This window comes from Parabacteroides sp. CT06 (genome assembly GCF_002257605.1).
Lineage (GTDB): Bacteria > Bacteroidota > Bacteroidia > Bacteroidales > Tannerellaceae > Parabacteroides > Parabacteroides distasonis.
On sequence record NZ_CP022754.1, the window covers coordinates 2,345,665 to 2,372,521 of the forward strand.

The 26,857-nt window shown below is 40.8% G+C and carries 28 protein-coding genes and 2 pseudogenes; 29 read left to right on the top strand and 1 reads right to left on the bottom strand.

The annotated features are described in order from the left end of the window. Positions 1-8 precede the first annotated feature (8 nt). The gene (locus CI960_RS10135) at positions 9-1,373 is read right to left on the bottom strand and encodes a DUF3945 domain-containing protein (RefSeq protein WP_024986780.1); all 1,365 of its coding nucleotides are present in this window, start codon (positions 1,371-1,373) and stop codon (positions 9-11) included. 218 nt (positions 1,374-1,591) lie between these two features. On the opposite strand from CI960_RS10135, the gene CI960_RS10140 reads away from it, so the two are divergent. From CI960_RS10140 to CI960_RS10295, 29 genes and pseudogenes are all read left to right on the top strand, one after another. Continuing rightward, a complete protein-coding gene (locus CI960_RS10140) occupies positions 1,592-2,203 on the top strand; it encodes a TetR/AcrR family transcriptional regulator (RefSeq protein ID WP_024986781.1) in 612 nt (203 codons plus the stop codon). Between the two features lie 109 nt (positions 2,204-2,312). Further along, a pseudogene (locus CI960_RS23185) lies at positions 2,313-2,726 on the top strand (recombinase); the annotation flags it as partial. 48 nt (positions 2,727-2,774) lie between these two features. Continuing rightward, positions 2,775-4,085 (top strand): BatD family protein, encoded by a 1,311-nt coding sequence (locus CI960_RS10145; RefSeq protein ID WP_228767254.1) that lies wholly within the window; start codon positions 2,775-2,777, stop codon positions 4,083-4,085. Positions 4,086-4,175: 90 nt separating this feature from the next. Beyond that, entirely contained in the window at positions 4,176-4,478 is a 303-nt protein-coding gene (locus CI960_RS10150) for a hypothetical protein (protein ID WP_024986783.1), read from the top strand. Between the two features lie 76 nt (positions 4,479-4,554). After that, the gene (locus CI960_RS10155; RefSeq protein ID WP_051635711.1) at positions 4,555-4,947 is read left to right on the top strand and encodes a DUF4377 domain-containing protein; all 393 of its coding nucleotides are present in this window, start codon (positions 4,555-4,557) and stop codon (positions 4,945-4,947) included. Positions 4,948-5,034: 87 nt separating this feature from the next. Beyond that, positions 5,035-5,624 (top strand): annotated as a pseudogene (locus tag CI960_RS10160) (hypothetical protein). Positions 5,625-5,719: 95 nt separating this feature from the next. Beyond that, entirely contained in the window at positions 5,720-6,187 is a 468-nt protein-coding gene (locus CI960_RS10165; protein WP_024986786.1) for a hypothetical protein, read from the top strand. Between the two features lie 19 nt (positions 6,188-6,206). Then, on the top strand, positions 6,207-6,833 hold the full coding sequence (locus CI960_RS10170; protein WP_024986787.1) for a hypothetical protein: 627 nt from the start codon (positions 6,207-6,209) through the stop codon (positions 6,831-6,833). Positions 6,834-6,844: 11 nt separating this feature from the next. Next, entirely contained in the window at positions 6,845-7,276 is a 432-nt protein-coding gene (locus tag CI960_RS10175) for a hypothetical protein (protein ID WP_036617834.1), read from the top strand. 552 nt (positions 7,277-7,828) lie between these two features. After that, positions 7,829-11,959 carry an Imm5 family immunity protein gene (locus CI960_RS10185; protein ID WP_051635712.1) on the top strand — a complete coding sequence of 1,377 codons (4,131 nt, stop codon included), beginning with the start codon at positions 7,829-7,831 and terminating at the stop codon, positions 11,957-11,959. 6 nt (positions 11,960-11,965) lie between these two features. Beyond that, positions 11,966-12,241 (top strand): hypothetical protein, encoded by a 276-nt coding sequence (locus CI960_RS10190; protein WP_230319812.1) that lies wholly within the window; start codon positions 11,966-11,968, stop codon positions 12,239-12,241. A gap of 35 nt (positions 12,242-12,276) precedes the next feature. Beyond that, positions 12,277-12,966, top strand: a complete 690-nt coding sequence (locus CI960_RS10195) for a hypothetical protein (protein ID WP_036617838.1) — start codon at positions 12,277-12,279, stop codon at positions 12,964-12,966. Between the two features lie 12 nt (positions 12,967-12,978). Next, complete coding sequence (locus CI960_RS10200; protein WP_051635713.1) at positions 12,979-13,464, top strand: hypothetical protein; 486 nt, start codon at positions 12,979-12,981, stop codon at positions 13,462-13,464. Further along, entirely contained in the window at positions 13,454-15,031 is a 1,578-nt protein-coding gene (locus CI960_RS10205; protein WP_036617840.1) for an ankyrin repeat domain-containing protein, read from the top strand. The genes CI960_RS10200 and CI960_RS10205 overlap by 11 nt, the downstream gene beginning before the upstream one ends. A gap of 7 nt (positions 15,032-15,038) precedes the next feature. Continuing rightward, positions 15,039-16,013: an ankyrin repeat domain-containing protein gene (locus CI960_RS10210; protein ID WP_036617843.1), complete on the top strand. Its 975-nt coding sequence runs from the start codon at positions 15,039-15,041 to the stop codon at positions 16,011-16,013. A 38-nt stretch (positions 16,014-16,051) separates the two neighbouring features. Continuing rightward, a complete protein-coding gene (locus CI960_RS10215) occupies positions 16,052-17,092 on the top strand; it encodes a DUF1266 domain-containing protein (protein WP_036651038.1) in 1,041 nt (346 codons plus the stop codon). Between the two features lie 26 nt (positions 17,093-17,118). Further along, positions 17,119-17,706 carry a hypothetical protein gene (locus tag CI960_RS10220; protein ID WP_051635714.1) on the top strand — a complete coding sequence of 196 codons (588 nt, stop codon included), beginning with the start codon at positions 17,119-17,121 and terminating at the stop codon, positions 17,704-17,706. Between the two features lie 105 nt (positions 17,707-17,811). Continuing rightward, positions 17,812-18,429, top strand: a complete 618-nt coding sequence (locus CI960_RS10225) for an ankyrin repeat domain-containing protein (RefSeq protein WP_036617847.1) — start codon at positions 17,812-17,814, stop codon at positions 18,427-18,429. Between the two features lie 18 nt (positions 18,430-18,447). Then, positions 18,448-18,921: a hypothetical protein gene (locus CI960_RS10230; RefSeq protein WP_227225853.1), complete on the top strand. Its 474-nt coding sequence runs from the start codon at positions 18,448-18,450 to the stop codon at positions 18,919-18,921. Between the two features lie 314 nt (positions 18,922-19,235). Beyond that, positions 19,236-19,991 carry a PoNi-like cognate immunity protein gene (locus CI960_RS10240; RefSeq protein WP_036617852.1) on the top strand — a complete coding sequence of 252 codons (756 nt, stop codon included), beginning with the start codon at positions 19,236-19,238 and terminating at the stop codon, positions 19,989-19,991. A gap of 32 nt (positions 19,992-20,023) precedes the next feature. After that, positions 20,024-20,671, top strand: coding sequence for a hypothetical protein (locus tag CI960_RS10245; RefSeq protein WP_036653193.1), 648 nt, complete (start codon positions 20,024-20,026; stop codon positions 20,669-20,671). A 72-nt stretch (positions 20,672-20,743) separates the two neighbouring features. Next, positions 20,744-21,196, top strand: coding sequence for a hypothetical protein (locus tag CI960_RS10250; RefSeq protein WP_024986799.1), 453 nt, complete (start codon positions 20,744-20,746; stop codon positions 21,194-21,196). A 68-nt stretch (positions 21,197-21,264) separates the two neighbouring features. After that, positions 21,265-22,062: a hypothetical protein gene (locus tag CI960_RS10255; RefSeq protein WP_036617856.1), complete on the top strand. Its 798-nt coding sequence runs from the start codon at positions 21,265-21,267 to the stop codon at positions 22,060-22,062. 29 nt (positions 22,063-22,091) lie between these two features. After that, positions 22,092-22,559 (top strand): hypothetical protein, encoded by a 468-nt coding sequence (locus CI960_RS10260; protein ID WP_036617888.1) that lies wholly within the window; start codon positions 22,092-22,094, stop codon positions 22,557-22,559. A gap of 36 nt (positions 22,560-22,595) precedes the next feature. Beyond that, positions 22,596-23,321, top strand: a complete 726-nt coding sequence (locus CI960_RS10265; protein WP_024986802.1) for a hypothetical protein — start codon at positions 22,596-22,598, stop codon at positions 23,319-23,321. 75 nt (positions 23,322-23,396) lie between these two features. Beyond that, entirely contained in the window at positions 23,397-23,981 is a 585-nt protein-coding gene (locus CI960_RS10270) for a hypothetical protein (RefSeq protein WP_051635715.1), read from the top strand. A 95-nt stretch (positions 23,982-24,076) separates the two neighbouring features. Then, positions 24,077-24,523, top strand: coding sequence for a hypothetical protein (locus CI960_RS10275; protein WP_036617859.1), 447 nt, complete (start codon positions 24,077-24,079; stop codon positions 24,521-24,523). A 24-nt stretch (positions 24,524-24,547) separates the two neighbouring features. After that, positions 24,548-25,285: a hypothetical protein gene (locus CI960_RS10280; RefSeq protein WP_036617867.1), complete on the top strand. Its 738-nt coding sequence runs from the start codon at positions 24,548-24,550 to the stop codon at positions 25,283-25,285. A gap of 975 nt (positions 25,286-26,260) precedes the next feature. Continuing rightward, positions 26,261-26,635, top strand: coding sequence for a hypothetical protein (locus CI960_RS10295; RefSeq protein ID WP_024986806.1), 375 nt, complete (start codon positions 26,261-26,263; stop codon positions 26,633-26,635). Positions 26,636-26,857 lie beyond the last annotated feature (222 nt).

Consider the following 26,857-nt stretch of genomic DNA (forward strand, 5'->3'; position numbering starts at 1 on the left):
TGTGATGGTTAAATAGATACCCCTTTCTTATCGGCTTTCTGTACAGGGCGGTTCCGGCTGACGGTGTTTGCCGGTTTCGCGCCGTCCTGACGGACGGTTGTTTGCTGGGATTGTTCCTGTTTCTTGCTCTTGTCCGGATTCCATTTGAAGAAATCCAACTTCGCCCGCTCGTGGTTGACACGAACGAAAGCACTGAACAAGTTCCCCTCGTTGTCGGTCATGCCCTTGATGTAAGTCGCCTTGCCTTGCGCCAGTGATGCCCGCTGCTCTTCTGTAAGATCTTTCCCTTTCAGCCGTGTGGGGATTACCAGCTCACGCTCCTGCTGCCGGTTCTGCTCCTGTCCTTGGGCAGCGGTCTGCCCCTGCCTGCGGGCGATTCCCTTGAAGTCATAGTCGAATCCACCCTTGCAGACATTGAACTGCAAGCGTGCGTCGTAGTGGCGTTGCTTTTTCTCCGACCACATGTTCTCGACAAGGACAGACTCGCCGTTTGCGATGCGTTTTCTCTGCTCGTCGGTCAACGCCGTGCCGTTTACCTCTGCCGGAAGGGTTATCCCGCTGACCGGTACATGGTGGAGCTGGTTAGTCTTGGGATTGAGCGATACCAGACATGGCTCACGCACGCCCTCGGCCAGTTCGAGTTCCACCACGCACCCCGCATTGCCTTTTTCCTGTAGGTTCTGTTTCACTTCGGGGGTGAATTCTACATTAAAATACGGTGTATCCAGCTCCGGATAACGCTTGCAACACTCGATGTTGTTCCGAAGCGTGCCGTCGGGATTCTCCGTCAGCCGGATGCAGGCCGGAGTTTCAAACTCAATCCCCTCGAAAACGGTTTTCAGAGTAAGTACGGCGGATTCGTTGCCATTAAGCAACCGCCTGACACCCAGTTCACCTAACGTTTCGGGTGTTACCCCCATGCGCTCCAGTTGTTGCCAGTCCACCTGTTCCATGCTCCAACGGGTGGATTGCTCCGTTCCGCTCCCATCGGACTGCTGTTGTTTCTGCTGCCGGTTCTGTGTGAACTGTTCCGTATCAAGGCGATATTCGTCCAATAAGGCAGCATTGCTTTCGGGCTGCTTGAACAAGCCGACAAGCTCTTTGGCGGAGACCAGCAAGTCCATCGGAAGGTGATAGAAACGGAAGTCGGACGGTCGCTCGAACTGTCGTTTCATGTTGGAAAAGAACGCTTCGATGAGTGATTCGTTACGGTCTATCCGCATGAACTGATCCGAGGGCTTTACCCCTGCCAGCGGTCTGGTCTTGAGTCCCCCTTCAGGTTCGATACCCTCCACTACATGCGGGGTGTTGCCTTCGGCGGCGTTGGTCACCACCAATACCTCGTCTTTCAGGTCTTTCAGTTTTTTGTCCATAAAATAAAAGAATTTAGTTGTGATACAATCCAGTTAATTGCGGCACGAAAGTAGAGGTAAGAGACTATGACGCAAAGGGAAAGAGAGGAATGGGGAATGAGTGGCTACTGGGTGGCGTGAAGTGGCCTGCCGGCAAGAAAGAATGACCTTCCGATGCAAAAAATTCAAGATAAAAAGCGTATCTTCGCAAAAAGAAACATAAAAGAGGATAACCCGATATGATTACCAACCGAGAAGAAGTAATAGACAAGGCATTCAAGGTGTTTTTGAGGATGAACTACGAGAAAGCAAGTATCAGCACGCTGGCGAAAGCCTGCGGAGTCGTAAAGACAGGGGTAGTATATTATTTCCCCCACAAACTCGACCTGTTCATGGCAGTAGCGGACAAGTACGCCATACAGATGCAGACACCTGCCAACAAGTTTGCAGAACCGGCAGGAACCCTTGCGGAATTTATTGGCCAGTATGTGGAGGGCGTGAAGACAGCCATGAACCGTATTGTCACGCAGGTGCAATGCTGTGCGGATGACAGTGACTGCTGCCCCAACTTCTACTACTTTCATTTCCTTTCCCAAGTGAGGATGTACTACCCCGGAGCTCGTAAAAAAATGGAGGATACATTCCAAAAGGAACATGAATTGTGGAAAAAGGTCATACAGAAAGCCAAGGAAAACGGTGAAATAAAGCAAGATACGGACGTGCAAAAGAGTGCTTCGCTGTTCCGTCAGGTATTCTTGGGGCTGTCTTACGAGCAATCATTCCTGAACGGTTTGAATGTAGAAGAATTGAAAGACAAATTCGATTATTTGTACTCGCTCCTGAAAGCCTGATAACCTTTTAGCAATCTTTAAAAGGGTTCGATAAAAATATTTTTTGAACAACCGTTCAAATTTCAAATACTTTGCTTTATCTTTGAGGCATGAAACAACTGCCATAGATATGGACAAAGTAAAAAAACAACGGTCTAACATCGTCCTGTACAGGGAAAAAAGGGACGGTGAACACTACATACGGATAGAGTATGCAGGTGATCCGGCAATAGCCTTGTTGCTTACCCAAGAGAGTGATATACGAATGGCAGGCGACGGATCTGCCTATATAGCGACTGTCACTTTCAGTTTGCCGGATTTCTACGACCGCTATTCTCCCTACGCCTACATTGATTACAGCCGGGTTTATGTTCGGCATCCCAAACCTAAAAGGGAATACACACTGCCGAAAAGCTACCTCGAACTGCTGGAACAAAAGCGTTACGGCTCCTCGACCGTGAAAACCTACCGTGCCTATTCCAACGACTTCATTGAATGCCACAAGGAACGGAACATTGACCGCCTGAAAGTGCCGGATGTCAATGATATAACAAGAATGTCAATCAAGAGCATACGAATCTTCTGTATATGGATGTATGTATTTTTGTCGGGTGTTCATTTATATGCTTCAAATACAGCAGACTCCGTATATTTCCATGTGCAGTTGGACACGCTGGGAGGTCTCCGTGTCGGGCAGGTACTGAAATTGACGTATGCACTGGCCAATTCCCAATTTGATTTAGTGTCTTCTCCAGTGTTCAACCATAGCATTGAGGTAGTAAGTGGTCCGAAGCCACATAAAAGCGAGAGTTATGCTCTTGTAAACGGCGTGGGGCACAAGAGCCATGAAACCGGCTTCTACTATTTTGTACGGTTCAGGGAAAGCGGTGAGATTCAACTCCCTGTCGCATCCGTCAAAGTAGGAAATCAGATATATACCACATCGGAATGCCAAGTGACCGTACATCCTTCCAAAGTGGATGTGAGCAAATTGAAGTGCAATTTGAAGGTGGAACAATTGAAAGGCGATTACGCAAAATACCGTGCCAGCCTGACTTGCAACGCCCGTCCCGATCAGAATCCTCCGCTGTTGTCCATTAACGGAAAAGTAACCCGACCCACAAGCAATTCCTATTCGGGTTCTAACGACAAGGAGGAATATGTTTACAACTACTACTTTTCCAGTGAAGGCTATGAAGTATCCTGCAAGGAACTGACTTTTGGCGGGATACCCTATTCCGTCAAGACAAAGAAGAACAAAATAGATGAAACGGACTTCCTTATTATAATATTGATTGTACTCGCATTGTTTGAGTTGATATGGTGGCTTGTCGGCAGACATCGGTATCGTCAGGAGCAAGAAGCTGCGCTTGCCGAATTTGTGTTGGAAAATAGAACTTTGCCTTTAAACACAAGCTGGGCATATACCCACTATGGCGTATCCCATACATTGCTGCTGTTCTCCGTGCTGAGTTTTTCCACTATTTGCGTAAAACTTTATGCAAGCGAGGTGTTCATTATCATTTTTTTATGGATTGGAATCCTGCTTGTGCCACTTGCTTATCTGTCCTATCGGAACCAGCGGCGCAAGCTGAACTTCGAGAGCACGCCAACCACATTAGACAAACAGGCGATTTACGATAAGATATGCAAGCTGGCGGATTATTATGACTGGGACATTGACCATTGCGGGGACGATTGTATTGTGGCTCATACCAATCCTGCCATTTGGCATCTGACATGGGGAGAACAGATATTCATCGTGTTCGATAAAAGTCAGGTATGGATTAATAGTGTGAACGACCTGAACAAGCGTACTTCTCCATTCTCGTTTGGTTATGCCAAACGCAACATTCGAAGAATAAGAGAAGCATTGACACAAGATGTAACTATTAGAGATTAAAAAATGCACCTATGGGGTGTTGTTTACCAAAGTAGAACACACCTAACGAGGCTCTTATAAATACATTAGTAACAATTTAGCAATTCTTGTATGGGCTTAGATATTTTGATTTATAACAATGACGGAATATGTATGAATAAGTCTGAAATTAGCGAAGACTTACATTATTGGTTGTTCAATCTTGCAAATTTAGATAAAGGACGATTTCGGACTATATTCCGTGTACAAGATTACTATAAAACGAACATACAACTTTCAGGTATAGAAATATCCTCTTTCATTGAGGAACTAAAAGAAATTAGAAAAAAATCTCCTTATAGTAAGGAGATTGAGCGAATAGTGAATTGTATAAATCAGCAAAATATATCTAAGATAAGAATTACTGGAGATTAAATAAGTTACTAACGAAGCGTGATAACGCCTTACAGCGTTCCACGCTATCCCATTAACATCAATAACACTAATAAGTATGAGAACGAAAATTTATTTAGTAACGCTGCTGATAGCCTTTGTTACAATATTCGGGCTGACAGCTTGCATGAATGAAGATGAGCCAAAGGACATCACAAAAGAAGTAACGATGTATGTTTCTTCTGAAACTGGAATTATGTATGATTTATTTGATTCGGAAGGAGAATTTCCGATAGAATGTATGCTCGTCAAGGAGCAGGGAGAGGATGAATATCGTCCTTTGGCATTCTGCAGTATTCAGGGCTTCGAATATGAGAAAGGCTATGAATACGATTTGCGTGTCAATAAGACAACTTTGGCAAATCCACCAGCAGACGGTAGCATATACAAATATCAGCTTGTTCGGGTCGTAGAGAAAAGACAGGTCGGTAACCCAAACGAAGCTGAATAATGCGTACAATATGATGTTAACGAAGCAGGGTAACGGCAAGCCGTTCCCTGCTATCCCATTAACAACAATCAAATCATTATCGTTATTATGGATATAGAAAGAATACTTAAAACAAGAGAAAATGCAATATATTACGGTATTGGTGAATACCAAAAAGAATGCTTTGGTTGGGTTGGTGGAAATGCTCCAGCTTGCTTTGATGATAAGAATTTATCTAAAAAAGACAATGTCTATTTTTATCTAACATTTCAAAATCCTTTAAGTCCCAATAAGCAAATATCTATTTTCACTCCGGAATTTGATGTTGCATTGGAATATAACACATATCCCGATTGTAAATTGTTGTTGGTTGAACATGAATTAAGTAGTCAAAGCAAAAGTGATAGATATAAACACCCCGAAATAGATGAAATTTATTCAATATACGAGATGGGTACAGAAAAAGATATGCCTGAAAAAATTGTGCAATCAAATTTGGGGGTAACGTAATGCCTATTCAATGGGGATTAGATAATGATAGTAAAGTGGTTAAAGATGGAAATAGATTCATTTTTCAAATCAACGAAATTTGCATGAAAGATATTTCCGTTTTCATGGCTGGCTGTATATATGTTTATGGGAAAATTGAAGGTAATAAAGTCACAAATCTATTTGTGGCATACTGGGAATATTCCTAATAACAATAAATTGATTAATTATTTCAAATAGGTTGCTAACAACGAAAGATAGCATCTAACGATTCTCCTTTCTAACCATTAATAACAACTTAAAGATGAACATAAAAAATAAGATATATCATACAGTCTATTTTCTACTATTCGGAATAATAGTAGGTATTTTAAGGTGGTCTATCTGTATAAGAGATACAAATGGAGCAATGGATTTCACCCCATTTTTACAAGCGTTCTTGTTAAAAGTAGCATTGTTATTGTTTGTAATCTTAGATATTGTTTTGCATAAAATAGCCTTGAGAGCGATTTTGATAACCATTCTATTGTGTTTCAATATATGGTCTTATACCTACTATTTCAAAATAGAAGAATTGCAAGAACATTGGAGTGGACTTAAATATTCCCCGTATGACGCATATCTTCCACCCAATATTGATGATTTCATTTTTGTATGGTTGGCGAGCCAAATTCTTGTTATTTATTTGTTCTTGGCAATAGGCATTTCATATCTATTGAAAAGAAAAGAATTATTAACGAAGCAGGATAACGGAAAAGCCGTTCCCTGCTGAACTATTAAATATATCAGATATGAGAATAGTTGTATTGTATTGTTCATTCTTTTTCCCATTTAGCTATGTTATAGCGAAAAACGGCTATGTGGAACAAAATTCAGCAAAGTATTATTCTTTGACTGAACAAGATACCCTTTATATAGAAACAGAAAAAACAGAGTTTGAAATTCAATATAGACTATGTTTTAATCAGCAAGGTAAAAAGAATATTGTTTTTGAGTTGAAAGCGGTAGATGATAGTAGTATAGACTTCGTGCAAAGCTATACAATCAATGGAATAAGAAAATTTGATTGCTTTGCCGTGTATGATAATGTGGCAGACGGAAATCGTTTTTTATTCTTTGACTATAAAAGTCAAATTGCTTACATAACACCTACTTGTTTTTTCGGTTTCTATCCGATATACAGTTCTGTGGACTTTTCAAGAGCGGAAGTCTTATTACGAAATGAACACTCCTACTTGAAACAATCAAGCGATACGTTAAGTATTGACAGTAAGGTAACTTATGTGCCATTTAACTGTAATAATCGAATTATAAAGGCAACTTTTGTTCCATGTTCCCAAGCAGGAAAGGATAATAATATCTCTACAACGAAAGACAGTATCCGGTCGATGCTCCTTTCCAACCATTATCACCAATAAAATAAAGTTGTATGGAAGATTTTGACATTCTAAATAAGTTTGACAATGACAAACTAATAGACGTAGTGAAAAATTATAAGCGTTATGGCTATGATGATGAACTTCGTGATTATGCTATCAATTTATTAGGAGAGAGAGGTTGGAACAGAGAGGATCTGCAACAATTTGGCTATTTAACAAACCACGATTATGATGAAGCTGAAAAACAATACAAAGCATACAAGAGAAATTCATTGATAGGCATTTGTACGCTTATATTTAGTGGGGGAATTTTGGCTGTTGTCTATTTAATCTTTTTAATTATGGCTTATCAGAATGTTGCAAAATTCTATAAGGCATTAGGGCGCGATGAAGATGAGACTGCATTATTCAATGTTTTGGGCGTGCTGGCTTACTTTCATCTAAAAGGAAGAATGAAAGAAGAATTGAAAGGAATAAGATAAGTTTATGACAAGGTAGCGATAACAGCTAAACGCTGTTTCTCACCCAATCATTACCAACAAATAGCGTATATATATGAATAATGTAACAAAAGTAAGGATAGTATATGAATGTAGCATAATAGGCATTGTTTTGCTGACCTTCTTAAAGGGTATGTTCCCATACATGGGAGCATGGTGGCGAGTAGCCCTTATGGCTTTACTTGTAGGACTGTGGTTTTCATTGTCTTATCTGAAACGGCATAATTATAAATGGGGTTTCAGTTACATAGGGAGTCATTTATACATTAACCAATTATTGAAAGTGCAGAAGTGGTTTCAGAACGTTACCATCATAGCCTTATTGATACCTGTCTTCTTAACAGATCTCCTGTATAATCATTTTTGTTTTGTAGCATATATACTGCTTGTAGGTATGTTCTTAGGCGTGAAGCTGGCTACTTACACAGTAGAGTACACCATATATAAAAGTAAATTCATTGGTAACAAGGAAAGTTAACCCCTAAGCGATGTTCCTTTCCCAATCATTACCAATCCCATTCAATAAACAGAGAAATGATGAAAGAAAGTATAAAAAGGCTAAAAGAGAAGCTCGATCAAAGTAGTACAGGGCATTTACCTCTATCCCTGCGGGTCGATCTGATGAAACAGATCGGCGATATACTCTCTGTGCAAAAAATCCTGTGCGAGTGCTGTAAGAAAGCCTGTTCTTTCATCGGACGTCAGAATAAGGACAATGTGCAGTTGCTTTCCCGGATAAACGATTATCTGTACCGAAAGAAAGAGTCTGTTGAAGATATCCTGAAAGAAACGGAAAAGCTGAGGCTTCATGTGGAGAATAATCCTACAGAGATAGATACATTCGTGAACTGGGCCATCGTGATGCTCGGATATACCGTATATTACAACACGGTTTACATGCTGGAAATAGAAGATTATCGTGGGGAAGATGATGGTGACTTCGATCCTGAAAGCTGGAGTCCTGATTTCATCGGGTCGGCAGCCTATTCCGGTGGAAGTCCTTTTGCCCAAGGGGATGAAGGTGACACGGATAAGCGCAGGGAGTACTGGAACTGGTATCTGGATATGGTTCTTTCCATATACGAAAATCCGATGAAGGAAGTCATTCCTTTTCATACAGGTAGTAATAAAATGATATATATACCTGTACCTTCCGAATGCGACAATGTATTGTCCGACAAGATAAAGAGACTAAATTCTGCCCTTGCTTCATACATTCATGCCCCCACGGACAAGAAAGAAACAGATCGGATGAAAATTTATACGGAGGACAGCGAGCTTGTCCGTATCGTGGCAGATGTCATTCAGGAGTATTCCTGCATACCTTCCACTCCATCGGAAAAGGAGAATTACCGCATAACCGGAATTTACAATTATGACATTGTAAAATTCTGGTATTGTGTAGCCTTGCTCGCCCAGTCCTCGGATGCTTGTGCTATCGCCTGCCTGTCGGAACTTGCCCATACCCTCATGGAACAGGGACCGGGAGATCTCCATGTGCTGTACCGTATTCTGTTGCTTCTGCCAGAGCAGGAACATCTGCACAGACTGAACCAAGAGCTTGCCAGCTACTATCAGAAAATAATTCCGGGTCTTGAGTCGACAAAGTGGCTGGCAAAGGCAGGCATCCCATACCCTGACATTTTTGAATGGTCTATCTCATTCTATTTCACTTCCAATGGAGAAATGTTCTTCATGCCAGAGCATGAAGCGGAAAGGAAGGCATGGTTCATCCTGAGTGTCGAGCTGTTCGGGCCGCAAACAGTCTATGGCGACTATACACGGTTCACGAGCTTTCGGATTCATGTGAGTAACAGGGACAATACTATTCATGGACAATGGAATGAAAAAGACGGCTATCTCCTGCACGATAGAGAATGGCTGATGATGGATGAACACTATACGCCGGAACAACTTGTTATCCTGATGCACAGGCTGTCAAGTTTCGATATACGGTTTTCAAAAGTCCCGACCCGAATATATGCTTCTAAGGGGATTTCAAGGAACGCAATACAAGAGTGGATAAGGAATGAGATGGTGGCATACGAGCACGACCAAATGGAAGAGATATGTAACCAAGCTCTCGGCATACTCAAAAGCGAAGGAGATATAGGTGACACACTGAATGAGATAAGGGAGAAATGGAGTGAAGGAATACCCATACTGAAAGACAAGCGTTTCGATGAAGTTGTGACACAGTATTCCTGCTTTTCTCACGAGATGGGTATCGCAGCCTTGGGACAGGAACTTACCGCATACGGGTATGCACTCTATGATCTGGACGGGGATGAGATTTACTTGCTGGCATTGCTCCCACAGGCGGAAATGTCAGCCTTTGAGGAGAAATGCCGCAAATACGGGCAGTATTGCAGTCAATTCAAACAATCCCGTTATGATTTCGGAATGAAGGCAAGAACCATAAAGCTGCGCAAGCAGATGCCTCGTGAAAGAATGGAGTGGCCGGATGATGGAATCATCTATATCACAAGAGGTTTTGCAGGTTATTTCGCTTATGGGGAATGGAGACCGGATAACGTGGATGAGTGGCAGGGAACATTCGTCGTGGATTTGCGTATGACACCCCTTCAGCCGGTAAAATTGAAAATGAAGAGAATCCACAGTTTCATATATTCAGAGGAACTGGACTTCTATGCCGCATTATACTCAACCTCTTGGGGAGAAATGCCTATTGGCGGAAAGAATCCGTTGGAGGCGGAGAAATGGCCACGCATGTGTGATTTGTCCGTTGAAGGAAGGTATGAATTCCGATGGTGCGGGCGTTATCTCTGTTTAGGCGATGTTCATAGCGCCATTGTCCACACAATGACGGAACGGGGAGTCAGGTATGTAAGCAGGATTATGCTGCCGGAAGGCATGAAGTATGCCCCAAGTTTCAGTACAGACGGGAAGGGAACGCTGTATATCATCATGGGGGAATACAGCCGGTCAAGAATCATCCGATATGACGACAAGGGAAACTATACTATGATGCCATTCTCCATGTCCGACTACGATACATTCCGTGACGGCAGCATCCCTGTACCGAATACGACACATATTCTACTACTGAGGCAATACACGGCAAGAGGTAACAGCGGGATATGGCTTGAATCGGGATTACTCGATCTGGATATGGCGACACAGAGATGCCGGATCGCCCCTCTCCACACGGGAGACGGTTCGTTCAACCTGCGTGAATTTCATAAAGAGTGGGTGCTGGTGGAAAGCGATTTGAACGGCAACCGTACCGACTATGCCCGTCTCTGGAACCGAAAGACGAACGAAGTCATGCGCCTCCGTCCCGGAGTATTGGGGGATGAATTATTTAAGTCCCTTCATGCGTTGCCTGACGGTACTATCATCGTGAATACCCTTGACGATGTGGGTGACGTGCTATGTAGAGCGGAAGATTTCTGGAATTTCCTATGCACGACAAGCCGTCCGAGAAAAATGGGATATTGGCTCAACTATCCGAATCCTTATCCCGATACAGACTATGAGTTGCCTCCCTTGTCGGAGGATACCAGCCTGATGCTCGCACCTCCGTTTACCGAGTCTTCGTCCGTCCATTCACCTGCCAAAAAAACACGTCCGGCGGGAAATAACAAGGACGGATCGACAGAAATCACTGACACACGGGGTTCGGAAGGTATAGAGATTACAGAAGGCTTATTGAAGATCAACGGGCGACAGGTTTCCCTGCCTTTATCCTATACAGCTATGGTACACATTTTCGGCAAAGAGAGAATCATATTCACGCATCGGACGATGCAGGATGACAAAGGCAAGACTGTGCAGTATGACAAACGGGGGTTCCTCGTCTGGGACAATGCCGGGGTGTCTGCCGTCCGGAACGAAGAGAACGCCTATAACATTTCTGCCATCTATCTATGGGTGACGGAAAACAAGGAATCTGTTAGAAACCTTCCTGCCCCGACCGGTGTGTTCTGCGGCGAAATTGTAGTGGAGGGTATCAGGTGGAACCGAAAATCCGGCATGGCAATCCGTAGCGGAGAACTGGAAATAATGACGTCCGCATCGGAAGGATATATGGAAATCACATTTGCCAATAGCCGAAACCGAAAGTACACTTGGCAACATTATCGGGATGCGATGGTTGAAAATATGCAGGCGGCGTTCATGGAAAGGAATCGGCTTGTGAACAAATCCTTTGGCCAACAGCCAGAGGAAGCCTTTACGTCAGCTGAAACCTGCGGAACTTTCCTTTCCCACGTAGTCCGTGCTCTTGAAGCCGGGTATTCTATGGGCAGGAGCGTGCGTTATCTAAAAACGAGCCTGCTCCTACCTCTGACAGAGGCGGCGATAAAATGTAGTGAGTACGGCTCTGTCAAGGCATCAGACATGCTTTCCGTGTATTCGGGCTGTGTGCTTCTCGGTTATGAAAAGTTGAATATGAAGCGGTTTTGCGAAACAATGGCTAAGAAGGGCATTCGCGATTTCGTGTTTGACACATTGATCCGCTGCTGCGTTCCTGATTGGGAAGTCACGGAATATACCGTATTCCCGAAAATTAAGAAATGGATCTCCTCACAAGTGGAAAGTGGAAGCATAACGGAAGCGAAAGCTGCATTAAAAAATATTTCTTGTATTTCAGAGAATATCCTGATAACAGATGCGCTGATTACATCAACTTTAAAAATATAAAACAGTATGGAACCAACAAAAACAACCGAAAAATTCACGAGTGTGCATAAAACTTTCAGTTACACTCCTCAAAGTGCACTGACAAACCAATGGTCAAACTTGGCATTTGGGATAGGTATGGTCGTCGTACCTTTGATTTATCCTTTTGGGTTACGTATCAGGCGGGCAGTCATCCTCTCTCCAGAAGTCTTTTCCACGATTTTGATTATTGGCGGTGTATTACTGCTTATAATGACATTCTTTGACATTCCGAAGAATTTCGATCTTTATTCAGCTAATTAATTCCTTATTTATTAATAAAAACAATTTGAAAAATTATGAATGCAAAATTATTGAAGAACCTGTTTATGACATTGGTCATAGCAATTTTTATCTCTTCCTGTTCATCTGCAAATGATTGTACAATGGCTTCCGATGAAGGTGTAGCTAAAGTAAAGGAACTTGTAAAAAAACATGTGGATATAAACGAATGTAAAATTTACCGCATAGAATGGAAAGAAGATAGGCAAGAACGCAAATTGGAAAACGTATTGAGCCAAATCAGCGTAGATTACATCGACAAGAAGGACAATGACTATAATTTGACCATTAATTATACGGATGGTGAATTTGTACCCGAAGAACCGAGAAAAGGAAAATTCGCATCAAATTCTTATAAATATACTACAGCCATTGAGATTGACGGAATGAATGCCGAGGAAATACGGCACAATATTGCCAGTGGCGGTGAATTGGTAATCCTTCAGGAAGAAGGCGAACAATATGAGTTCAAATCGGTAGAAAAATATATGCTGTATATGCGTCCCGTCCCCAAAGATTACGAAGACCATTGGAAGAAATGGGGTGATGACAAAAAAAAGGAGTATCGGCAATTGCGCCAGATGTTCGAACTCAATTTTATCAAAAAGGACGAACAAAAGGAGGTCAGGGGAAGACACGTTTGGACGAACTATTACACCGTGCCGTTTGAAACTAATGAAGCCGGTGAAGTTGAAATAGAACAATAATCCTGTTTGCCCATGACACTGTTTGTCAATACACCAAAGATAACCGACGGCGAAGTGGAAGAGCTGTTCTCTGCCGGAATGTCACTTCTGTCCTGCAAGGCTTTCCCTGCCGCTTATTTGTGTTTCAACCGCATTCCGAACAAGGATTTCAGGCTGTTGTACAACAAGGCGCTATGTTGCTTCATGGTAAAATGGCATGATGAATGTTACAGATTGCTTTGTGAGGCGGAACGGCTTATGTCCGGTGGGGATGTTATCCGCATGGCAGAGTTACCCGAAGCATTCCTTCGTTATGATTATGATGAAGGGCATCCTTTTTATCCCATGCCGCACGGTATTCCGGTATCTTTGGCATACAGGCAACTGCTGCGCTTAAAAGCGGAAACCGCATTCAAATTGCATTTGTATAGTGAAGTCAAGGCTATTTCCGGGCGTCTGGGGGGCAAGTACCGGCATATTGAAGAACTAATCTTAAAAATTGGGAACAATGACTTGTAAAGAGATATATAATCTGCACGCATTCAGAGCTAAGGAGTCCGATTTACACGATGCGTATTGGGATGTTCCGCTTGATAGTCGGGACGAAACCCACAAAAACAATACTTCTCTGCATACAGCCTGCTATTTTGCAGACATAACCGCAGTAGGCATACTGCTGGACAGAGGTATGGATGTCAATGTAAAAAATGATGACGGCGACACACCATTGTGCGTTCTGGCAAGATGCAACCCTTGTCTGAACGATGCCGTCTTTGCCGATATTGCCGGACTGCTGCTTTCCAAGGGGGCAAGAGTGCCACGGTCAGGCAAGGATACAACCGCCTTGATAGAAGCGGTACGCAACCGCCACTTCCTGATGGCTGATATTCTCTTGGAATCGGGAAACCGTATCGATTCTACCGGTCCGGGCGGTGACAATGTGTTGCACGTCCTCTGTCTATCTGCCGGACTCATCGCGGACGACATCAGGCGTACAGAAAGACGGATAGCAGACTTTTCTGAACGGTGGTACTCGGAAAAATCCAAACAGGAGACAGTTGATGAATTGGAAAACCTGCGGGAGGCGGACAGGCAGTGTTGCCACACGGCAAGACTGATTCTGGAAAACGGGCAGATAGACCCAGAGGAAAAGAACGACAGCGGAAAGATGCCTTTTGACATAGCCTCAGAAAACGGTGCCCGAAAAATCGGAGCATTGTTGTCGGGGCAAGATCCCGAGACGGACGAGCTTGCCGCTCTTGCCGGAGGGTTGGACATCTTTCAGGCATTGTGGTACAAGGACGAAGCGGCATGGGATGCCCTGCTACGTTCCGGTGTAGAGACTCAGACCGTCTGCGAGGATAAAAATCTATCCGACTTTCAGGGCAAATCCCCCTTGGGATGCGCTTTGTCATGGAATAACTACCCAGCAGCGGAAATGTTGCTCAGGGGCGGTGCTGATCCGAATTTCAAGGACTCGGAAGAGCGGACTGCTTTTGCCGTATGGATGAATGAAAAAAAATGCTGCACAGAAAATAAGGAGGAATGCTTGCATTTCCTCCAATGCCTGACAGAGTGCGGGTGGAATCCAGAGTCCCCAGCCGATAAAGAGGGTAACACGGCATTATCCGTTGCTTGCCGAAGAGCAGGGAGTGAATTAGGGAATTGGGCTGTCCGTTATCTCGTGAAGAACGGGGCTGATGTCAATGCCGCCAATATGCAAGGCCAGACTCCGGCAATGAACCTCTATGGAGGATGCTTCTGGAACGGGAATATTCCCCGTATCGCAGGTTTCCCACGATCATATCCATATGGTGGACGCAGCTGCACAGGAGAAGATGCGGAGATACTTGAAATCCTGCTTGAAGCCGGGGCAGATATAAACGCCAAGGACAAATGGGGTAATACCCTGTTGCATTATATCGCAGCCAGCTCGATAAGGGGGGCGAAAGAAGCTGCTGCCCTTGTGACAGACTTCGGTACTCCGGATGTGAACGCCGTGAACAACGAGGGAAAAATGGCTTTGGACATTGCAGCGGAAAAGAACAATGAAACTCTTGTAAAATTTTTATTGAAATATAGTTGATAATCGTATGGACAATAACATGACTTTTTTGAATGCGTGTCGCAACGGACAGAAAAGCATTGTACAGATATTCCTTAAAAAAGGAGGCATCAATGTAAATAAACGGGATGCGGAGGGTAATACTCCGTTGTATTATGCTTGCCTGAAAGGATTTAGGGACATTGTGACTATTCTACTGGACAACGATGCGGATGTTTCCATTGCCAATAACTCTTCGGAAATTCCTTTACATGCAACTGCCAGAAGTGGGAACAAGGAAATAATAGGAAAACTGATCCAATATGGGGCTAATTTGGATGCTACAGACAAGGAAGGACGTACTCCTTTAATTTGTCTCCTTGACAACAAGCGCACCGATGCAGCACTGTTTCTGATAGAACAAGGTGCAGACACGGAAATAACAGACAATACAGGTCATAAAGCTATAGATTACGCTACAGCCCACGGGTTACGTGAAGTGGTGACATGTCTGTCGGTGAAAGAGACAACCGACGGACATGGAAACACGCCACTGCATCAGGCGGTTTTCAACGGACAATCAGAAACAGTCCGTATGCTACTTCCCACTTCGGGCAATATGCTGAATGCGCCGAACGATGCAGGAGAAACGCCACTGATTATTGCTTGTATGAAAGGCAACCTTATCATAGCAGACTTACTGATCGATGCCGGTGCAGAAGTGAATAAAGCCCTTTTGAACGGGAATACTCCCTTGCATTTTGCTGTTTGGTCGGAAAACAAGTTTATTGGCCGGAAATTGATAGCGACCAATGCACAAGTGGATGCACAGAATGAAAATGGGGAAACACCCCTTATCCTTGCAGCCAGAGAAGGAAACAACGAGTTCGCCGCACTGCTTGTGGAACACGGGGCGAACGTGAACCTTGCGGATAATCTTCAACGGACGGCATTGTATTATGCCGGCGAGCGAGGTTATAACGAAATAGTGGAAATGCTTTTGACAGCAGGAGCAGAAGGATAATATATCACACATATTTACATAATTAAATAATTGACAGTATGACAAAAGAAAAATCAAATCCTCAAAGTCCTGAGGAAATGGCAAAGACGGCTCAGGAAGCCGCTGTAAAATCAGCAATGGAACAAGCTCAAGCCATGTTTGGAAACATTCCGGGATTTCAAATGCCCGGTGGTATGCAGGAACAAATTATGACCCAGATGGGAAGCGGAGTTCCTGATATGGCTGAAATTCAGGCACAGCAGGAGGCTATGCTTAAAGCTGCCGGTGTTGATCCGGCAGTGGTTGCACAGGCAGGTATGCAGAATATGGCATTTGCCCAGCAAATGATGCAGGAAGCAATGGACGGTACTCTTGGTAAAGGGTTGTCTTCATCCGATGCTATGGCGCAAATGATGGAAGCCTTCGGGGATGACGGGTGGACTATCAACAGATCCGAAACCGGGAAACTGGATGCAGAACAGCTACGTCTATTAGCGTTCGGTGCCCCCATGCTGGTTTACAATGATGAGAAGGTAGACTCGCTGGCCGATGATGAAGATGTTGAAACCATCAAATGCACACTTAAAGATTGGTGGAACGTCACAGACAGGGAGAGCACATTGGATATTGTCAAATGGTTACTGGAAGAGGGACATCACGCCGAAGCCGATGAGGCTCTGGCGGAAATCCATAAACGCAGGATTGAGAATATATCCCAAGAAGAACGATGTGACGAGGAAAGCAAGATGGGAGATGTATGCCTGATAATGGAGAGTATGCTTGAAAACGGCTGGTGTCCGAAAGGGCAAATGCCGGACAGTGTCATTGCATGGGATCTGGTGCGGGTCGTGAACCTCGGACGCTGGGCATATCTTTGCGGCTATGTGAATGAGGATGAGATGTGGCAGATCATGCAGGTAGCGGCAGACATCGCACTCGAACACTTTTCTTCATGGGAGGAATACGGCCGGAGTTTCATCATGGGACGTGGTGTATGGCATGGTGAGCCTGTTGACAGTGAAACGGCATACGAGATCGTAGAACTCTTGCTGGAGAGTGAAGAATCACCGTGGAAGCAGTCAAGTTTTAGAGCAAAATAAAGAACAAACTTAAAAACGAAACAAATATGAAACCAGAAAATGAAGAAAAGATGGATCAGGAAAAACATTTTCCCAGTCATTTCGGAGAGGTCTATGATGCCATGCCGGAGAAATTCGAAAAGCGTGAGAACAAGTTCAAACCAATTATTTATTGGGTACTGACAGCTGTATGTGTATTGCTTGTCATTTTTCCCGAATGGTTGCCATTTATCCCCTCGTGGCTGATACGGGTAGTTGGTGTTGTCGGAGCTATCTATTTGGGTTTAACCGCATTGGTCGCAGACCTTAGTATCTATAACCGTGAAAGCGGTGGTGAAGTGAAGCGTTACAAGACCAAAAAGTTCATCAGTAGCATGACTGACAAAGAGGATATTGTCGACGCTTTTAACCGCCATGATTTTGAGTACCTGTGCGATCTGCCCAGCGGTAATGATCAGCCTGTGCAGCTGCAAGTGGAAAAGGATGAAACAGGACATGAATTCTATTGTATCTTGGTTACTTACACTCCGGGATATAAGATTGTCGGACTTGCGGATCCCATTATCCTCACCGGGGATGAATATGAAAAGAACAAAGTATTTATCCAACATATGTGCGATCATGATGCTGACTGACAACCGGCATCGTTTCTCGTAAAAATCCCCTAATCGGAAGGAAAGCCACATGCGATCTCCTGTTATCGGTTTATGCGGCTTTCCTTGTTTTCCCAAATGAAAATTATGCAGCTGGTTAATTGGATATTGCTTTTTCTTGCAACGTTGTTTGGTTATTTGGATAGCATGAAAGCAACCTCGTTGTCACAAGATACCATACGGGATGAGGCTTACCAGCTTTATCCGCTGGGGATTGCTTGCCGTAATAATGATCTGGAAACCATAAAACGATTACTTGCAGGAAAAGATGAACCTATGGCAATGGGTAACGATTGTTATGAGTTTGATATACTCTATACGGCAATCTATTTTAACAAAGAAGATGTGCTAAAATACGCTCTTACCCGATACAAGGATATTAACGATAGAGTATATAGTGATGAATACGGACTTACGCTTCTGACATACGCTTGCAAATTGTCTAACGTAAAGTTAGCCCGTATCTTGCTGGAGCATGGCATTCATGTAAATGGTTGTCAAAGTCCATACGACACTTACAAAGTATATCCGATTATGGAAGCCATTGCCAATAATAACATTGAACTGGTACGGTTGCTCTTAGAGTATCATGCAGATCTTAATGTAAAGGATAGTAACGGCATCACCCCTCTTGCTTTGGCAAAGGAAACAGGTGCAAAGGAGATTGAAAATTTACTTTTACAAGGGATGAAACAACAAAAGTAATGCTAACAACGCAGGATAATGGATAAGCTGTTTTCTGCTGACCCATTAGTAACAATAGTGCGAAACATGAGAATTATAAAAATAATATTGTATTACTTACTATTGGCAAGTAGCCTTTATGCAGGTACAGGTATTATAAGCCCCTTATACGGAACAGGGTGGCATTTTTCGCTTGCATCTATGTATTGGGCTGTCTTTTCAGTGTTGTTCGTAGGAAGCGACTTGTGGCTACATCATAAAATATCACGCCTTATCGCTTTGTCTATATTGGCACTTACCTACCTAATGAGTTTTGAATATTATTTGTTTTGTGATGAATACAGATTTGTGGTTCATCAAGGTTCAAACGAAAAGATTTTTTTAGCAGACATAGGCAAATTTCATGAGTATTGGTTTTATCAAGGTTTGTTGGTTGCCTATCTGCTCTTAGCAATTGTTTTTTCGCATCTATTGACAGAAAAAAAGTTATTGATGAAGCAGGATAACGGATGAGCTAACCCATTAGTGATAATAGCATAATTCTAAATTCAAAATATAGATATATGATTGTATGTGCGATGACTATTATACTTTTAGCGATTTTGCTGTCGCTATTCTTGTTGAGAAAGAAAAAATGCAGCACCGAAAAGAAAATAACACTGATAGTATGCTTTTCGGTAGGTATGTATATTTTGTTCAGTATGATTATGTTATCATATTTCTTCTTAGGTGATTTCTCCGCAGAAGAATTATGGTAAAAATCACTAATGAAGTGGGGTAATGGGCAAACCGTTCCCTGCGAAACTATCAAAAACAGTGTACTATACATGGAAACAAGAGATAAACTTTTTACAGAAGAACAGTATAGGAAACAACTTGCTGGATATTCCAAAAGGTGTAAACAGTTAGAAAGTAGTATTATGGAAATTATCAATGCAGAGAAAGAACATATTCAATTATACTCTGCTCCAAATTCTAATGTTGCTTACAATAAAACAGTTACGCTTTTTGGATGTAAATTGAATTCATTTCTAACCAAGTATTCAGTTGGGGAAGATATGGAAGTATTAAAATATGATTACAATGATTTATTAGAAACGCTAACAAATCATTGGACGATTACCGGTATGTATGTACAGATGTTATGGATGTTGTCTATTGGAATAATGTTAGATACAGATGAGCAAAATATAAGGATATTATCAAGTATGGTTGACAATGAAAATGTTAATGATGCCTTGTATGATTTTTTAATAAAATACAGATTAACCGATTGGGAAAGATGCTCCAACACAGTATTGTTTCCAGTTCCTTATCAAAGTGCATTGTCTATAATTTCCAGCAACAATCAAAGTAAGGAATTGTCTATTCAGAAATTAGAGAAGTATCTTAAAAAGGAATGGTATCGAGGTCATTCTGATTGTGCTTGGCATGACGACCATAAATATGGTATCAGGCATGACGGTTATTGGAGTTTTGAAAGCGGTGCATTGGTTAAGATCTTGGGACTGGATGATAGCAGCCTTAAAGGACTACCATACTATCCATATGATATGGTACACTGGAATGAGAACAAAATATGATGTTAACTAACCATTATTGATAATTGCATATTATGTTACAAGTACTTAGATATACAGCATTTTATATTGCCCTGTTCTTGCTTCTATCAAGTTGCACTACAATCAATGGAATAAAAAAGGTATCGTGCCATTTGACAGATACAATAAGCCTACGTGATTTACATCTTACCGCAGCTTATAATGTCGCAGTTGGAAATAGAGATACTATTTGTTGTTCTGATAGGTCTTTTGAAGAAATGATGCAATTCGAGGACGGAATGGGTGTAAAATATCTGCGTACAGTTACAGATAAGGAACATCACATTAAATCTGTATATGCCTACGATGATGACAGGAATTTATTGTATTGTAACTTTGAATTTATGTCTGATAGTGATTATAACAGTGTACCAATCGGCAGAGAGTACAAATTTAATTCACAAGGAAATATAACCGAAATCATAAATCACGAAGAAGGATATTCAATTTGTTGTGAACAAGCAATGTATATCGGTGACAGATATAGTAAGCGAAAGGCAAGTAAGGAATATTCAAAACGGATCTTGGATAGAGGTAAATGGCAAGGCAAGAAAGTTTGGGAATATCACTATACAGACAAAAAGAAGCAAGATAAAATGCTTGTCATTGACGGGAATAGTGGAAAAATACTCAAAAAGAAAGATGTTTTTGTAACATATTAATATATCAATAACAAGCCAAGTTAGCTACTGAACGCAGCTCCTTGTCAAACCATTATAAACGACCGAGAACATATGAGAATAAAAGAATACTTGACAGACGAACTATTGATGATCGCCAATAATGTAACAGGTGAATACTCGGACAAACAGATCAGACAAGCAAAGCTGGAACTGTATAACCGTGGTGTTAACGATGAGGTCATAGCTGATATCATGGAAGAAAAAGAGGAAGCCTTTATGAAAAGGCTGGATGCTGCTGCACGTGCAGAAGAAGCACAAATCAATAAGCGTAATGAGAAGAACAGAAACATCAGCTATCAATGGTGGGAAATGCTAATTATGTTCGCATTTGCACCATTCTACTTATTGAACCGGTATTATTTTCCAAGCGAATTTTTCTCGAAATTGAAACAGTTGAAAAAAGAAAAGTATGACTTGAAATTTAAGCAACGAATCGCATGTTTGCTCACAGGAGATATAACTTGGTTTATCTATTGGCTTTATTCCTATACATTAGAAAAATAAGTTTATAACAAGGAAAGATAACCCCTAAAAGGTGTTCCTTTCCGAATCATTACCAATAAAAGTGTATAATGAAGCGATTTTTTTATATTATATTGTCAATGTTATTCCCGTTTCTAATGATAAAGGGGCAAACTGGGAAGGATTCCATCCTGTTCTGCGGAAATATTGTATATGATGGGGATGCCTGTGAAGCTACTTTCATGTATGAACTATACATAAAACATAATCCTAAACAACGGGTTCCAATCGTATTTGATTCGGAATTTTCCATTAAATGTGCACTTGGTGATACGTTGGTACTAAAACATATTGAAACAGGCTATCCTTACTTTTATCAAATGGTGGAATTTATAGCGAATGATACACTGCCACAAAACATCCATATCTGGAGATACTCAAAGTCTTGTAATGATTGGTATTATCATCAGAAATATAAAATAGCAAACTTGTCTATTAAAGACACAATCAGAAAGTCCGAAATGGTAGGTACATATAAATGTAAGTGGAAGAAAAAAGATAGCGATTATTCGGTAACGTCTGCTGCAACCATGAAAATAAATGCTGATGGGACATTTGAACTGATTGATGAATGGGTTAGTTGGGATATTTTTGGAACGACTTACCATGCTGGGAATTGGGAGATTAAACAAGATACATTAATTTGTAAAGTTGTTCCTGAACTAATGCCTTCAACCGTACAAGAACGTTATCCGGGGCAAGTATTACATTTTGTCTGGGCTAATTTTGAAGATGATAAGCAATGTATTATGGAAGAAGGAAAAGTTTATAAGTTCCTTGTACGTAAAAAAGGTTTGATTCAGACAGATATACAAGATTATATATATAAAAAAGTAAAAAATTGGTAACAAGGAGAATAAACAATAGTACGATGAAGATGAATAAAACAGTTTGGTCTATCCTATCATTGACAACTTTCAGTGTTTTGCTGATAGCCATAACATTATTTTGTGGTGACTTAGGCTTTGGTCGTCTGTTCGGAATATATGGCATTATGGAATATTGTCTTTTAAGTATGCTTATACTTATAGATATACTGGTAATTTACAAGGTCTATAAACTATATGCAATGCAGCCTAAAGCCATAATGTTATTGTTGGGTTTGGAATGTTGCTCTATCCTTTTGTGGTTTGCCTTTATCTATATGGATCAAAGTCTATTAGACTGGCAAATTACAAACTTCATATTGCAAGCTGTCAGTTTAGATGGTTTCACAGGGGATGAACGGGGATTGAATATACTTGCAGTCTTATGCGGCGTAATCTATCCTCTTATCGGGATTGGGTGTTTATGTACCGGACGGGGATTTATAAATAAGTTAGTAACAACGAAAGATAGCATCTAATGATGTTTTTTCTAACCATTAATAATAATTGAGTGCATGAAAAAGATTATTTTCCACATATTAGCATTTCTGTTTTGTTTGTCTATACAAGCACAACAGCGTTTCTTCGGTGTCATTCAGGATGCGGACGGATATGTAAATGTACGTAGCACAAGTGGAGCAGTAATAGGCAAATTATTGGATAATCATGTGTTTGTTGATTGGAATGCACAAAAGAGTCATAAAGAATGGCATAGCGTAGAATATGGGGCAGAAACGGGTATAACCAAGACTTGCCCGAATGGAAATACCTATACAGGAGAAATCCATAAAAGCCGCATCCGTTATTTGACAGATTTGCCACAGTTGAAGAAACAGCCACAAAGTACGGATAAATGCCTTGTATATGCCAACGATACATTAACTGTAAAGATAAACTTCCAAGACTTTAATCCACGAAAACATGCCATTGTTTATGATTTGGAAGCAGGTTTTGTTCGGAGTATTGACGGTTGTTCTGACTTGATAGGCATAGATGGTAATATTCCGCATAAAGAATATGCTTCTATCATTATCAAGCATCCTACCGGAATATTGGAATTCCCAACAGCATATATAACACATCTATACGAACCGAACCAAAACAATGTTGTCGTGGCATTGGGAAAAGGGAACTCACTGTTCATCAGCATACAGAACAGTGACGGTGCAGGTGGATATTATGCCGTATGGACAGTAGAAAATTATCTTGTTAAAAGTCTGTTTGTGCTACATGGCTTTTGACTAAAATATAGCTAACAACGCAGGATAACGGCAAGCCGTTCCCTGCTAACCATTATAAACAGTATTGATTGAAATATGACGAGATCTAAATTCTTTTATATCATTCTTGGTATTCATGTATTATGTGGAATATTAGGATTGATAATATTAAGTTTTATAGATATATATGACCGAATACGCTGGAGTATTGGTGATATGCTACGTTTATTGTTTTTTCTTACTCCTTTCGTGCTGATTTTCTGTGTTCCTAAGAAAATGCCTACATGGAGCAAAGTCTGTATGCGTATTTATTTTGGAGTATATATATTACCATTCGTTATATTTCCTCCATTATGGTGGATGATGTTCAATTTCGACCATGTTATTGCTGAAAATGAGCAGTATATTATTCGTTTCTATAAAGGTGGATTGCGTGATTATTATGAGCAGAAAAGTATATATAAAAAAAGTGGAATTTTAGAGAAATATATAGGGTGTTTCGACTGTTACGGCTCTGGTATATACTATGAGCTGAACCAGTTGGAATATGATATTGAAAAATTTAAGATTGATAAAATGACATTTACCGGAAAAGTGATTTTGAAACGAAATAAAGATGAGCAAATTGTAACTAAAGATACACTTATTGTTTGTCCAATAGTTAAAGATGCACCCTTTTAATTGAGTTTATAACGAGGTCGAGTCAACTATTATCAATAATTAAAAGAGAATACAATGACAAAAGATATAGAAAGTGTTTTTTAATAGATAATGACATGAGTGAAGGTATAAAAAAGAGCAGCTATCATTTTGAGTTCGTCAATCCCCGACAGATAAAGAAGTATAAGTTTTACTTTTTCGACTATTTCTATTATATGGGGGAAATCTATCATGAAAACAAATGGGGTGAAAGTAGTTGGCGTATATCAGGTTTTGGTGTACTGATTTGGTATTGGGGATTAATCCTATATCCTTTTCTCACGATTCTGTTCGAATATATAGAGAACAGCGAGGCGAAACGTGCAATCATATATGGCTGGGGAATGTTCCCGATCGTTTTCTGTCTTTTGCGATACCGCAAAGCGAGATGCGATGCCCTGATGAAACACTATGGCGGGAAGAAGCATATCGGTATCATAAAGCTCCTATTTACGCCTTTGGCTTTGTTTGTTTTGGAACAGTGGCTGTTTGGAAAATTGGGATGGACAGACAGTATATGGTAATAAATTATATTTCATTCGTAAAATATGAAACAGAGTATTAGTATCTTTCTATTCTTTTGGATTTGTGGAATAGCTTATTCACAAAATCCTAAGGTGAATATTTTGCGACAAGACCTTTCGGGCTTGTTTGACAATTTAAGCATGATTGGCATATTAGGAGAAGATTGTAGCCGCATTGACATTCATTTTACTAAAGTTCGGAAAATGGATAATAGAGAATATGAGATAAAGGGTGTCAGTCGTACCCGATTATCCATAATCTGTCCGTTTAAGGGAAAGGTTTGTATAGATAGTATTTCTTCTGATTTTCAACTGAAAAGTGAATGTACGAAAGTGGACGGTTTCATATACGGGCATTACTCCTTTACGGAATACGGAGATAAACGATATAGTGGTACATTCTCCGGGGCTTTCAAGCAAGGGTATCGGATGAACGGACAGCAGATAGAGAAAGGACGGAATGAAATAGCAGAACTGAAATGGAACTTGTCTGAATATCGAGGCAAATGGAAATCTGCAAATGGACTGACAAAAGTCTGTTCTTGGGTAGATGAGATTATACCCGATACTCCTGCAAACTTCTACCTGTTTAATGATGCAGGCGAATGGGTTGTATCACCGAAATATCGTAAGAATGGTTGGGAAAATCTATATAATGCCTATCACAATGAGACTCTGGCAACGGACGAGATACAAAAGGCTCGTGAAATAGAAGAACAGGAATGGTGGGTAAATAAAAGCCAATCGTGCAAAGTAAATTGAGTTTCTAACAAAGCGTGACATTAGCAGTAATAGAAGCATGAAAAAGATTATTGACTATTTGTTTTATAGATATTATTTAGTTTGCTTGAAAAATGAGGAATTCCCACGTTTTGGTGCAGCTTGTATATTATCGGAAGTTATTTCAATAACTTATATGTTCGCATCTTTCATATTCTCATTCTTTTTGACTGGAGATTTCTTTTTTTCATATATGTCCAAACTAACAATACTTATTGTATGGATAATCGGTTTTATACTTCCTTGGATTGTTGTGTACATATATTATAATAAGAAAAGGACTCTTGTATTATTTGAGAAATTTCAAGACAATATTTATAATGCCAAATATTCAGACAAGGCGGTATTAAGTATCAGGTATATTGTACTTACTGTCGGTCTTCTTTTAATGCTCTTTCTTAGTCAGTTTCAATGATTGTGAGCAAGTTATGAAGTATCAATAATTTAGTCTTGATTGAAACATTCGTAAATATGAGAAATAGAAAAGAAACAATAAGCCGCTTCGAGCGGAATCATTTGATAAGAGAGGGAAAAAAATATAGGTATTATTTCTTTGATTATCTGTATTATCGATTGTATGTGGTATATCGAAAATATAACGAACCAGCACGTTTCAGTGCTTGCGGTGTACTTTGCATGGTTTCTGTAATTGTATTGTTCTTTTTCAGTATCTTCTTTGCCAGTGTACTACCTGACTATTGGATTTTTACGAGGAAGAACTTTACCCCTTCTCAGGGAGCAGTTATCGGTGGAGGCGTTTCTGTCTTGTGCTTTGTCATATTCTATTTGCGATATACCCACAAAAGGACTGCTGCCATACTTTTGAAATACAAGGGCAACAGCTGGAACAAGCTAATTCCGGTATGGATGATACTATTTTTTCCTTTAATCCTGTTCCTGACAGGGATATGGATAGTGAGAACAATTTTCTAATTAACAACAATATAGAGACACCTTATGATAGATTATTTATATTATCGGTTTTATAGATTGTGGCTTTGTTCCTCTTTGGCAGAGGGAGCCGCATTTATGGCTATGCTTCTGTTCTCGGTTATCCTAAGCACCAATGTGTTAATTGTGTGGGGAATATTAACTCAATACAGTATCGTAGCATATCCTTCTGATGTTCAATATTATATTATTGAGGGTAGTTTAATCGCATGGTTGAGCGGTCGGTTCTTTATCAAGAATAGATATAAAAAGGTTATAGCTAAGTATGATGATGAGAATCCTATGCAACGTAAAGTTGGAATATGGGTACTCGCCATGTATATAGCCATCACCTTGATAGTCTTTTTCATAGAAGCATTATATCGACAAGGAAAAATATAAATATACAATTAATAAACAATGAGTTCGCCCGGTAACTTTTATAATCTTGGAAAAATTGCAGTTTGGCTTTGGTGCAGACTGATTAAAAAGAAAAAGATCAAATACAGTGATATCATATTCCTGTATTCAGGTTGGCTGTTTTGGATTGTCGGCTTGGGAATTGGAGTATTAATAATAGTATGCGGTTACTTTCTGCTTATCCGGCTTGAAAACTAAAGAACA

What these genes read in the sequence shown, in the direction of transcription:
- CI960_RS10200 (WP_051635713.1), top strand. Translation starts at nt 12,979, where the DNA reads ATGACACTGTTTGTCAATACACCAAAGATAACCGACGGCGAAGTGGAA.
- CI960_RS10280 (WP_036617867.1), top strand. Translation starts at nt 24,548, where the DNA reads ATGAAACAGAGTATTAGTATCTTTCTATTCTTTTGGATTTGTGGAATA.
- CI960_RS10195 (WP_036617838.1), top strand. Translation starts at nt 12,277, where the DNA reads ATGAATGCAAAATTATTGAAGAACCTGTTTATGACATTGGTCATAGCA.
- CI960_RS10205 (WP_036617840.1), top strand. Translation starts at nt 13,454, where the DNA reads ATGACTTGTAAAGAGATATATAATCTGCACGCATTCAGAGCTAAGGAG.
- CI960_RS10260 (WP_036617888.1), top strand. Translation starts at nt 22,092, where the DNA reads ATGAATAAAACAGTTTGGTCTATCCTATCATTGACAACTTTCAGTGTT.
- CI960_RS10150 (WP_024986783.1), top strand. Translation starts at nt 4,176, where the DNA reads ATGGGCTTAGATATTTTGATTTATAACAATGACGGAATATGTATGAAT.
- CI960_RS10295 (WP_024986806.1), top strand. Translation starts at nt 26,261, where the DNA reads ATGATAGATTATTTATATTATCGGTTTTATAGATTGTGGCTTTGTTCC.
- CI960_RS10230 (WP_227225853.1), top strand. Translation starts at nt 18,448, where the DNA reads ATGGATAAGCTGTTTTCTGCTGACCCATTAGTAACAATAGTGCGAAAC.
- CI960_RS10175 (WP_036617834.1), top strand. Translation starts at nt 6,845, where the DNA reads ATGGAAGATTTTGACATTCTAAATAAGTTTGACAATGACAAACTAATA.
- CI960_RS10165 (WP_024986786.1), top strand. Translation starts at nt 5,720, where the DNA reads ATGAACATAAAAAATAAGATATATCATACAGTCTATTTTCTACTATTC.
- CI960_RS10225 (WP_036617847.1), top strand. Translation starts at nt 17,812, where the DNA reads ATGCAGCTGGTTAATTGGATATTGCTTTTTCTTGCAACGTTGTTTGGT.
- CI960_RS10170 (WP_024986787.1), top strand. Translation starts at nt 6,207, where the DNA reads ATGAGAATAGTTGTATTGTATTGTTCATTCTTTTTCCCATTTAGCTAT.
- CI960_RS10215 (WP_036651038.1), top strand. Translation starts at nt 16,052, where the DNA reads ATGACAAAAGAAAAATCAAATCCTCAAAGTCCTGAGGAAATGGCAAAG.
- CI960_RS10270 (WP_051635715.1), top strand. Translation starts at nt 23,397, where the DNA reads ATGACGAGATCTAAATTCTTTTATATCATTCTTGGTATTCATGTATTA.
- CI960_RS10240 (WP_036617852.1), top strand. Translation starts at nt 19,236, where the DNA reads ATGGAAACAAGAGATAAACTTTTTACAGAAGAACAGTATAGGAAACAA.
- CI960_RS10220 (WP_051635714.1), top strand. Translation starts at nt 17,119, where the DNA reads ATGAAACCAGAAAATGAAGAAAAGATGGATCAGGAAAAACATTTTCCC.
- CI960_RS10275 (WP_036617859.1), top strand. Translation starts at nt 24,077, where the DNA reads ATGAGTGAAGGTATAAAAAAGAGCAGCTATCATTTTGAGTTCGTCAAT.
- CI960_RS10145 (WP_228767254.1), top strand. Translation starts at nt 2,775, where the DNA reads ATGTATGTATTTTTGTCGGGTGTTCATTTATATGCTTCAAATACAGCA.
- CI960_RS10140 (WP_024986781.1), top strand. Translation starts at nt 1,592, where the DNA reads ATGATTACCAACCGAGAAGAAGTAATAGACAAGGCATTCAAGGTGTTT.
- CI960_RS10265 (WP_024986802.1), top strand. Translation starts at nt 22,596, where the DNA reads ATGAAAAAGATTATTTTCCACATATTAGCATTTCTGTTTTGTTTGTCT.
- CI960_RS10210 (WP_036617843.1), top strand. Translation starts at nt 15,039, where the DNA reads ATGGACAATAACATGACTTTTTTGAATGCGTGTCGCAACGGACAGAAA.
- CI960_RS10135 (WP_024986780.1), bottom strand. Translation starts at nt 1,373, where the DNA reads ATGGACAAAAAACTGAAAGACCTGAAAGACGAGGTATTGGTGGTGACC.
- CI960_RS10190 (WP_230319812.1), top strand. Translation starts at nt 11,966, where the DNA reads ATGGAACCAACAAAAACAACCGAAAAATTCACGAGTGTGCATAAAACT.
- CI960_RS10250 (WP_024986799.1), top strand. Translation starts at nt 20,744, where the DNA reads ATGAGAATAAAAGAATACTTGACAGACGAACTATTGATGATCGCCAAT.
- CI960_RS10185 (WP_051635712.1), top strand. Translation starts at nt 7,829, where the DNA reads ATGATGAAAGAAAGTATAAAAAGGCTAAAAGAGAAGCTCGATCAAAGT.
- CI960_RS10255 (WP_036617856.1), top strand. Translation starts at nt 21,265, where the DNA reads ATGAAGCGATTTTTTTATATTATATTGTCAATGTTATTCCCGTTTCTA.
- CI960_RS10155 (WP_051635711.1), top strand. Translation starts at nt 4,555, where the DNA reads ATGAGAACGAAAATTTATTTAGTAACGCTGCTGATAGCCTTTGTTACA.
- CI960_RS10245 (WP_036653193.1), top strand. Translation starts at nt 20,024, where the DNA reads ATGTTACAAGTACTTAGATATACAGCATTTTATATTGCCCTGTTCTTG.